Annotated in this window: 4 protein-coding genes and 2 pseudogenes; 5 read left to right on the top strand and 1 reads right to left on the bottom strand. The window is 70.8% G+C overall.

Going from position 1 to position 3,998, the window contains the following annotated elements:
- From G6031_RS02895 to recR, 3 genes and pseudogenes are all read left to right on the top strand, one after another.
- Positions 1 to 332 (top strand): annotated as a pseudogene (locus G6031_RS02895) (DNA polymerase III subunit gamma/tau); the annotation flags it as partial.
- A gap of 113 nt (positions 333 to 445) precedes the next feature.
- On the top strand, positions 446 to 781 hold the full coding sequence (locus tag G6031_RS02890) for a YbaB/EbfC family nucleoid-associated protein (RefSeq protein ID WP_095717156.1): 336 nt from the start codon (positions 446 to 448) through the stop codon (positions 779 to 781).
- A gap of 82 nt (positions 782 to 863) precedes the next feature.
- Positions 864 to 1,469: pseudogene (gene recR, locus G6031_RS02885) on the top strand (recombination mediator RecR); the annotation flags it as partial.
- A 156-nt stretch (positions 1,470 to 1,625) separates the two neighbouring features.
- Here recR and G6031_RS02880 read toward each other — a convergent pair.
- Positions 1,626 to 2,555 carry an amidohydrolase family protein gene (locus G6031_RS02880; protein ID WP_095717158.1) on the bottom strand — a complete coding sequence of 310 codons (930 nt, stop codon included), beginning with the start codon at positions 2,553 to 2,555 and terminating at the stop codon, positions 1,626 to 1,628.
- Positions 2,556 to 2,714: 159 nt separating this feature from the next.
- Between G6031_RS02880 and G6031_RS02875 the strand changes: the two genes are divergently transcribed.
- Together G6031_RS02875 and G6031_RS02870 are read left to right on the top strand one after the other, a co-directional pair.
- On the top strand, positions 2,715 to 3,371 hold the full coding sequence (locus G6031_RS02875) for a helix-turn-helix domain-containing protein (RefSeq protein ID WP_182652386.1): 657 nt from the start codon (positions 2,715 to 2,717) through the stop codon (positions 3,369 to 3,371).
- A partial coding sequence (locus G6031_RS02870) for an SRPBCC domain-containing protein (RefSeq protein WP_182652385.1) occupies positions 3,364 to 3,998 on the top strand: 635 nt, incomplete at its 3' end. The genes G6031_RS02875 and G6031_RS02870, both read left to right, overlap by 8 nt.

Raw genomic sequence — 3,998 nt, 5'->3', positions numbered from 1 at the left:
CTCCGGCGGACGCGCCCGGGAGCGCGCAGCAGCCCGAACCCCAGGGGTGGCAGCGCCGGCTACGCGGGGGTGATGGCGGTCAGGGTGCGGGAGACGGGCGGTCCGGTGCGGTCGGTGTGCCCGGTGGCGGGTACGACGACATCCCGCCGCCGCCCGAGGAGCCCGAGCCGGAGGCCGGGGAGCCCGACGGTCCGCCACCACCCCCGGTGAGCGAGGAGGAGATGGTGGACGAGGCCCGCAGTGGGCCGCAGAACATCGATCACCGGACCGGCGAGGACATCGCTCTGCAGTTGCTCAAGGAGCACCTCGGGGCTCGTCCGCTCGAGCGCTGAGCGGCCCGGCCCGCCGCGCGGCGGGGCACGCTGTCCGATGGTGCGGTTACCCTGGGTTCCGACCGACCGGGGCCGCCCCGGCTTAGATGAGGCACCAGCCGAAAGGACCCGCCATGCAGCCCGGACCCGACATGAACGCCCTCCTCGAGCAGGCCCAGCAGATGCAGGCCCAGCTCGCCCAGGCGCAGCAGGAGATCGCCGCGAGCACGGTCGACGGCCAGGCCGGTGGCGGCCTCGTCACCGTCACCATGCGCGGCACCGGTGAGGTCACCGGGGTCACGGTGGACCCCAAGGTCGTGGACCCCGAGGACATCGAGACGCTCCAGGATCTGCTCGTCGGTGCGTTCGGCGACGCCCACACCAAGGTCCAGCAGCTCGCCGAGTCGCGGCTCGGCCCCCTGGCCTCCGGCGGTGGCCTCGGCGACATGATGGGCGGCCTGGGCATGTGAGCCCGGCGGGACCCGGGGATATCCGGGACCCGCCACCCGGCGGCGCATCCGTCGCCGGGAACGACACAGCACAGGAACGGCGATGTACGAGGGACCAGTCCAGAACCTGATCGACGAGTTCGGCAAACTGCCGGGCGTCGGTCCGAAGTCCGCGCAGCGGCTGGCCTTCCACCTCCTGCAGGCGGAGCCGGAGTCGGTGGAGCGGCTGCGTTCCGCGCTGCAGGCGGTGGTCGACGGCGTCACGTACTGCGAGGTCTGCGGCACGGTGTCGGCGGCCGAACGCTGCCGCATCTGCTCCGACCCGCGGCGCGACCCCACGCTCATCTGTGTGGTCGAGGAGCCCAAGGACATCGAGGCCATCGAGCGCACCCGCGAGTTCCGCGGGCTCTACCACGTGCTCGGTGGCGCGCTCGATCCCATCAACGGCATCGGGCCCAACGAGCTGCGCATCGCCGGTCTGATGAGGAGGGTCGGGGAGGAGTTCGAGGGCGAGGAGATCGCGGAGATCATCATCGCGACCGACCCCAACACCACCGGCGAGGCCACCTCCACGTACCTGGCCAGGTTGCTGCGGCCGTTCCCCGAACTCGTGGTGAGCCGCCTGGCCTCGGGCCTGCCCATGGGCGCGGATCTCGAGTTCGCGGACGAGCTGACCCTGGGCAGCGCCCTGTCCGGCCGCCGAATCCTGTCCGGTGGACCCTCCCAGCCCGCGCGGTCGGGAGGCGTGCTCCGTCCCGAGCAGAGTGAGCCCCGGGCTCCCCAGCCGTTCCCCGAACCGTCTCCCGAACCGGCGGAACAGCGGATGCCGGGGCCCGACAGCGGCGCGACGGGCCGGACCGGTCTGTCAGAGGTCGAAGAGCCTCGCGGCGTTCCCGTGCCACACCGCCCGTAGCCAGTCGTCGCCCATCCCGAGTCCCGCCAGGGCGTCGAGTTGGTGCGCGAACGGGTAGGGGATGTTGGGGAAGTCGGTCCCCAGCAGGATCTTGTGCCCCAGATCGGCGAGCCGCCCGCGCTCCGAGGCAGGGAACGGGCTGATCTCCTCGACGAAGTCGGTGAACGCCATGGTCGTGTCCAGGTAGACGCCGCTGTACCGCTCGGCCAGGTCCAGGAACTCCGAGTACTCACCCATGCCCATGTGGGCGATGATCAACGGGAGATCCGGGAACCGCTCGAGCACGTCCGCGACCGGCTCCGGGCCCGTGAAGGGTCCCGCCACGGGACCGCTCCCGCAGTGGATCACCGTGGGCACCTGCGCCTCCGCGAGCCGGCCCCACACCGGGTCCAGCAGCGGATCGCGAGGGTCGTACTCGCCCACCTGGATGTGTGACTTGAACACCCGGGCCCCGGCCTCGATCGCGTCGCGGACGTAGTCACCCGCGGTCGGCTCGGGGAAGAAGGTCGCGGTGTGCAGGCAGTCGGGGTGACGAGAGGCGAAGTCCGCCGACCACGAGTTGAGCCACGCCCCCATGTCCGCCTTGTGCGGGTACAGCATCGACGAGAACGCCAGTACGCCGTAGGACCTCAGGCGGGCGACCCGCTCGTCCTCGGCCTCCCGGTAGGTGATCGGCCACGTCCGGCCGATCTTGGGGCCGGCGGCGTCGAAGTAGTCCCACACCTTGGCCATCACGCGGTCGGGCATGAAGTGCGTGTGGACGTCGATGATCCCCGGAAGACCCAGCGGCTCCCACAGAGCGCGCACCTGTGCCGCTTCGTGCGCCGGATCGGGAGGGGTCACGGAGCCGGCGAGGGTGGCGGTGCCGTGGTGGATACACATGGATCCGAGCGTAGGCGAGCGCTGACCTCCGGCCGACTGATCGGGTCCGGCGCGGGGGCGTCCACCCCCGGGCGGTCGAGTGCCGACGGGGAAAAAATCCTTGACAAAAAAGTTTGTCGGTAGGAGGCTGGGTGCCAACCAGCACAGGAGGCCGGGGTCATGCAGGACATCGGAGTGATCGACAGCGCCGAGGTGGCGACCGCCGCCCTGGCCCCGATCCGCACGCGCCTGTTGGCCGAACTCTCCGAGCCGGGGTCGGCCACCACGCTCGCCGCCCGGCTGGGTGTACCGAGGCAGAAACTCAACTATCACCTGCGGCAGCTCGAGAAGCACGGGCTGGTCGAACTGGTCGAGGAGCGACGGCGGGGGAACGTCCACGAACGGATACTGAGGGCCTCGTCGTCGTCGTACGTCGTCTCTCCCGGGGTGATGGGACGGACCCAGCCGGTCGTCGGCGCCGACCGCGACCAGGCGTCCCCACGATGGCTGCTCGCGCTGGCCTCACGGATGGTGCGCGAGGTGGGTGAACTGGTCGTCGGGGCACGCCGGACCGGCAAGCGGGTCGGGACGTTCGGTCTCGACGGCGAGGTGTGCTTCGCCACCCCGGCCGACCGCGCGGCGTTCGCCGACGAACTCACCGACGCGGTGACCAGGCTCGTGTCCAGGTACCACGACGACTCCTCCGATGGGAACCGCCGACACCGGCTCATCGTGGGGATGCACGCCGTCCCACCCGGGAGCACCGACTCATCCGGGCCCACCGATCCATCCGGGCGAACCGACCCATCTGAGAGTGAGGAGAAGAACGATGTCTGACCAGTACAAGCGGATCGAGAAGTCCATCGAGCTCGACGCCACCCCGGAGGAGGTGTGGGAGGCCGTCGCCACCGGCGAGGGCATGGCGTGCTGGTTCGTGCCGCACCGGTTCGACCCGCCGGAGGGAGGAGTCGGCGCCCGCGTCGTGTCCGACTTCGGATCCGGCAACGTCGCGGAGGCCACGGTCCGGGAGTGGGAGCCCGGGCGGCGGTACTCGTCCTCCGCGGACGGCCAGCCCGAGGTCGTGGAGTTCCTCGTCGAGGGCAGGGACGGCGGCGGAGCCGTGCTGCGGCTCATCCACAGCGGGATCACGGGCGAGGACTGGGAGGCCGAGTACCACAGCCACGGTTGGGACGGTTTCCTGGCGAATCTCCGCCGCTACTTCGACCACTTCCGCGGCCTGCCGCCGGTGACCGTGTCGATCATCGCGTTCACCGACCTCGACAAGGACGGCATCTGGGCGCGGTTCGACGACGCCCTGGGCATCGACCGACAGTTGGCGGTGGGCGACACCGTGCACCTGACGCCCGACGGGCTCGAGCCGATCGACGGCGTCGTGGAGGTTGCCGAACCGGGGAACCTGGGCATCCGCAGCGACAGTGGCGCGCACTTCTTCAGCGGGGACGG

The organism is Dietzia sp. CQ4 (genome assembly GCF_014145125.1).
In the GTDB taxonomy this organism is placed as follows: Bacteria; Actinomycetota; Actinomycetes; order Mycobacteriales; family Mycobacteriaceae; genus Dietzia; species Dietzia natronolimnaea.
The sequence above is the reverse complement of the archived record's forward strand: the minus strand, read 5'-3'. Positions and strand labels throughout refer to the sequence as shown.

Bases quoted from the DNA above. Each gene is read 5' to 3' on its own strand.
- G6031_RS02880 (WP_095717158.1), bottom strand. From the start codon at position 2,555: ATGTGTATCCACCACGGCACCGCCACCCTCGCCGGCTCCGTGACCCCT.
- G6031_RS02890 (WP_095717156.1), top strand. From the start codon at position 446: ATGCAGCCCGGACCCGACATGAACGCCCTCCTCGAGCAGGCCCAGCAG.
- G6031_RS02875 (WP_182652386.1), top strand. From the start codon at position 2,715: ATGCAGGACATCGGAGTGATCGACAGCGCCGAGGTGGCGACCGCCGCC.